Source organism: Bradyrhizobium sp., from assembly GCF_017881085.1.
GTDB lineage: Bacteria > Pseudomonadota > Alphaproteobacteria > Rhizobiales > Xanthobacteraceae > Bradyrhizobium.
In genome coordinates this window covers 1-4,542 of sequence record NZ_JADGRI010000381.1, presented here as the reverse complement: position 1 = coordinate 4,542, position 4,542 = coordinate 1, and the positions used below count along the sequence as shown (strand labels likewise).

At 64.5% G+C, this 4,542-nt stretch carries 3 protein-coding genes, 2 pseudogenes and 1 riboswitch; of the genes and pseudogenes, 1 reads left to right on the top strand and 4 read right to left on the bottom strand.

Features of this window, described 5'->3' with window-relative positions:
- The 3 genes and pseudogenes from QZ213_RS24980 to QZ213_RS24970 all read right to left on the bottom strand — a co-directional run.
- Positions 1-263, bottom strand: a pseudogene (locus tag QZ213_RS24980) (MATE family efflux transporter); the annotation flags it as partial.
- 226 nt (positions 264-489) lie between these two features.
- Entirely contained in the window at positions 490-1,539 is a 1,050-nt protein-coding gene (locus QZ213_RS24975; RefSeq protein ID WP_291688744.1) for a hypothetical protein, read from the bottom strand.
- Between the two features lie 134 nt (positions 1,540-1,673).
- Positions 1,674-2,780 carry a 2'-deoxycytidine 5'-triphosphate deaminase gene (locus QZ213_RS24970; RefSeq protein WP_291688743.1) on the bottom strand — a complete coding sequence of 369 codons (1,107 nt, stop codon included), beginning with the start codon at positions 2,778-2,780 and terminating at the stop codon, positions 1,674-1,676.
- Between the two features lie 113 nt (positions 2,781-2,893).
- Positions 2,894-2,973: riboswitch (SAM riboswitch) on the top strand.
- An 83-nt stretch (positions 2,974-3,056) separates the two neighbouring features.
- On the opposite strand from QZ213_RS24970, the gene QZ213_RS24965 reads away from it, so the two are divergent.
- Positions 3,057-4,262, top strand: a complete 1,206-nt coding sequence (locus QZ213_RS24965) for an O-succinylhomoserine sulfhydrylase (RefSeq protein ID WP_291688742.1) — start codon at positions 3,057-3,059, stop codon at positions 4,260-4,262.
- 148 nt (positions 4,263-4,410) lie between these two features.
- On the opposite strand, the pseudogene QZ213_RS24960 reads toward QZ213_RS24965, so the two are convergent.
- Positions 4,411-4,542: pseudogene (locus tag QZ213_RS24960) on the bottom strand (SGNH/GDSL hydrolase family protein); the annotation flags it as partial.

The window sequence follows — 4,542 nt, the reverse complement described above, 5'->3', positions numbered from 1 at the left end:
GACATGGTCATGGTCAGGATCACGAACGGAAACACCAATGCCATCGCCGCCAGCGATTCCACCCCTAACCGGCCGATATAGGACGTCTCGGCGATCACGACGCAGGTGCCGGCGCTGAGCGCGACCACGTTGGGCCAGGCCAGCCACAACAGCGTGCGCAGGATCGGCCCGTCGAGCAGCGCATTGCGCGCCGACGGCTCGGGCGCCGGAAGCGGTCGCTCCGCTTCGTCGACGGGTATTTCGGGGACGGCGATATCGGGCAAGTCTCTCTCCCGTGCGCATGATCGATCAGATCATGCGCCCTTTCAATATTTTGGAGCGCGATCGGACGCAAAACCGCATTCCACTTTTGCTGGTCGCGCTCCTGCCCGATCTGGCTGCCGTGCCGGGCCGCTTCCTAGCACGATACCGCACGATGCCATGTGCGTCCGGCGCATGGGCCGCCTGCGCGATCAGGCCGCCGGGCGCGCGTCACACGATCGCGGGAGGTCATCCGATCGACCACACGAACGGCGGACCGCCGCCGGCCGCTGGCCGTAGGGTGACCGGGATATGGCGGCCGCAGCCGGCCGCGAGGCCCTCGAACAATCCCTCCAGGACCTTCGCGCAGGCGGGATGGTAATCGGCGATGTCGGCCATCAGCTTCCAGGTCTGCTGCCTGATCTCGAAACTGCCTCCGGACTCCTCGATCCCGACCGCATCGTCCTGCGCTTCGAACAGCGCGCACAGGAAGCCCGCGAAATCCCTTGCGGCGCCTCGGCTTGCCTCAAAGCCGCGCGCGACCTCGTCGAAATACTGCATGCCGATCAGCCTGCCGGTGAGGTGCAGGAGATAGCCGGCATCGTCGGGGCCGAACAATTGCACCATCACCGGCGCCGCTGTCCGCACATATTCCATCGCGTAATTGCGGTACGCCTTTTCCAGCCGCGGCTTCGGCCAGCTCTTGACCGGCAGCGCCGGCGCAATGGCCGGATCGAACATGGGAGCTTCGAGATGCCGGGCGAACACCAGGCGCTGGTCGGGTTCGAGCGCGTGGTCATATTCGCAGTAATAGCCTTCGAGGCCGTCCTGGCCGTCGACGCTCTGCTTGGTACAGACAAAACCGAGATTCAAATTGCCGAGAGCCGCGCCATTGTTGGCGTGCCAGCCGCGCAGCATCGCGCGCGACACTTCGCCGGGCACGCCGCAGATCGCGGTGCCGCGCCAGATCCAGCGCGGCGGCGGGTAGCGGATCCAGGCCTTGCGGTCGGTCTCATACATGTATTCGACCGACACGCCGCCGATCCAGTTGGAGAGATAATGATATTGAGCGGCAGCCACCGCCGGCGGCAGATCCTTGAGGCCGAGTTTTTCCAGGCCGGGCAGAAAGCGTTCCTGCTGCTGGCGGCGGAACACGCGGAACACGAATTCGGCGGCGTCAGCCGTGCCGCGCCGCGTCACCACGGTCAGGATGAGGCCGGTGAAGAACGCATGATAGAGATCGGCGACGCTGCGCCATCGCAGCCATTGCGCTTCCTGGGCGTCTTTTTCCCCGCTCATGTGCACTCCGAGCCACGGCTTGCTGTTGGCGGCGAGCATATATCAGCCGTCATTGCCGGCGCCAGCGAAGCAATCCACACCCACGCACGAAGCTGGATGGCTTCGTCGCTGGCGCTCCTCGCATTGACGGCTGATTAAACCCGAAAATGCTTCGACAGCTTCAGGCCCTGGGCCTGGTAGTTCGAACCGATGCGCTGGCCGTACATGGCGTCGGGGCGCGCCAGCATTTTTTCGTAGACCAGCCGGCCGACGATCTGGCCGTGCTCGAGGATGAACGGGACTTCGCGCGAGCGCACTTCCAGCACCGCACGGGAGCCTTGCCCGCCGGCCCCGGCATAGCCAAAACCGGGATCGAAGAAACCCGCATAGTGCACGCGGAATTCGCCGACCAGGGGATCGAACGGCACCATCTCGGCGGCGTAATCCGGCGGCACCTGGACGGCTTCCTTGGAGGCGAGAATGTAAAACTCGCCGGGATCGAGGATGAGGCTGCCATCAGGCCGCGCCGCGATCGCCTCCCAGAATTCACCGATCGCATAGCCGCCGCGGCGGTCGATATCGACCACACCGGTATGGCGCTTGGCGCGATAGCCGACAAAACCGCTGGCGTTCTGGCCCGCGAGGTCGACGCTCAGCGCCACGCCATTGACGAGATCGGCGTCGTCGATATCGACCAGCCGCTCCTTCTCATGCAGCGCGTCGAGCTCATCGGCGCTGAGGATGGCGTCGCCGGTGCGAAAGCGGACCTGGCTGAGCCGCGAGCCTTCGCGCAGCAGCACCGGAAACGTCTTCGGGCTGATCTCGGCATAGAGCGGGCCGTGATAGCCCGCGCCGATCATGTCGAACCGCCTTGTGCCGTCGGCGATCACGCGGGTGAACACGTCGAGCCGTCCGGTCGAGCTCTTCGGATTGGCGGCGGCGACGATATTCGGCGGCAGCGCAAGAGATTCCAGCAGCGGCACGATGTAGACGCAGTTGGTCTCCAGCACCGCGCCGTCGCTCAGGTTGATTTCGTGCAGCTTCAGTTCGTCGATGCGCTCGGCCACCGTCGCGCCCGGCCCCGGCAGAAAGCTCGCGCGCACCCGGTAGGCGATGTCGCCGAGACGCAAATCGAGGCTCGCCGGCTGGATCTGGCTTTCGACGAACGGATAGGCCGGCAGGATGAGGCCGGCATCGGCCATCGCCGCGATCATGCGGTCGGGCAAAATGCCATTGGCGTCGGATGGAAGCGTGAAGGTCACGATCGGGTCCTTGGGGATGACCTGGTTGTAGCCATCCAGACGCTGAAAATACGGACTTTTACCGGTTATCCGATGGCCGCCTTGACGGGAAGGGCGCGAGGGAATATCAGCATGACTTATCCCGTGGTGATTTGAGCCGGCCGGCTTGCAGCCACGTTAAATAAGTCGCTAAACAGGCCGGGGACAGTGTGATCCCGGCCTGTGGAATTTTTCCAGGCCGGTTTTTTTGTGACCATTTCCCAGGGGCTTCCCGGGGGTGGTCACTCAGGAGGTCACATGTCTGAGACTACCAAGCCCGCGTCATCCACCGCCCACTACCGTCCCGAAACCCGGCTGGTCCATTCCGGCACCTTGCGCTCGCAATTCGGCGAAACATCCGAGGCGCTGTTCCTGACGCAGGGCTTTGTCTACGACACCGCCGAGCAATGCGAGGCGCGGTTCAAGGGCGAGGACCCCGGCTTTCTCTATTCGCGCTTCTCCAATCCCAACATCTCGATGTTCGAGCGCCGCATGATCGAGCTCGAAGGCGCCGAGGCCGCGCGCGCCACCGCCACCGGCATGGCCGCGGTGACGACCGCCATTCTGGCGCCGCTGAAAGCCGGCGATCACGTGGTGGCGGCGAAGGCGATGTTCGGATCGTGCCGCTACGTGGTGGAAGATCTCTTGCCGCGCTACGGCATCTCGTCCACGTTGGTCGACGGCCTCGATCTCGACCAGTGGCGCAAGGCGATGCGGCCGAACACCAAGAGCTGTTTCCTGGAGAGCCCGACCAATCCGACGCTCGACGTGCTCGATATCGGCAGCATCGCGGAAATCGCACATGCGGGCGGCGCACGGCTGATCGTCGACAACGTGTTTGCGACGCCGATCTGGCAGAGCCCGCTGACATTGGGCGCCGATGTCGTGGTGTATTCCGCCACGAAGCATATCGACGGCCAGGGCCGCTGCCTGGGCGGCGTCATCCTGTCGTCGGAAGCGTTCATCGCCGAACACATCCACACCTTCCTGCGCCAGACCGGCCCGTCGATGTCGCCGTTCAACGCCTGGATCCTGCTGAAGGGACTGGAGACGCTGGCGATCCGGGTGCGCGCGCAGACCGAGACCGCGGCCGCTATCGCGGAAGCGCTGGCGCAGCATCCGAAGATCTCGCGGCTGATCTATCCCGGCCGCGCCGATCACCCGCAGGCCGCTCTGGTGAAGAAACAGATGCGCGCCGGATCGACGCTGATCGGCTTCGAGGTCAAGGGGGGCAAGGCGGCGGCGTTCCGCACGCTCAACGCGCTGAAGCTGTCGCGGATCTCCAACAATCTCGGCGACGCCAAGAGCCTCGTCACCCACCCCGCGACCACCACGCATCAGCGGCTGACGCCGGAGGCGCGCGCCGAACTCGGGATCAGCGAAGGGTTCATCAGGTTCTCGGCAGGGCTCGAACACCGCGACGATCTGATCGAGGATCTGCAGGCGGCGCTGGAGAAGGCGTGAGGGCGGAGTTCAAGCAGGGACCCATAACCACAGGACGTCGTAGGCTAGATAAGGTGTCAGCCACCGCCTTAAATTAGCGGGGCCGCAGCGTATGGGTCCCTGCTTTCGCCGGGACGACGACCACTAATATGTGGCGTCTTCGCATCCCTCACATCGGCCTATACGTCTGCACATTGCCCGGCAGGTTGACGCCGAGCTTGAGCTGGCCGACCGACTTGATGATGTCGTCGCCGAGCAGTTGCGCGAAGCAGGCATAGCCCCAGTCGTTCATATGCAGGCC

Bases quoted from the DNA above. Each gene is read 5' to 3' on its own strand.
- QZ213_RS24975 (WP_291688744.1), bottom strand. From the start codon at position 1,539: ATGAGCGGGGAAAAAGACGCCCAGGAAGCGCAATGGCTGCGATGGCGC.
- QZ213_RS24965 (WP_291688742.1), top strand. From the start codon at position 3,057: ATGTCTGAGACTACCAAGCCCGCGTCATCCACCGCCCACTACCGTCCC.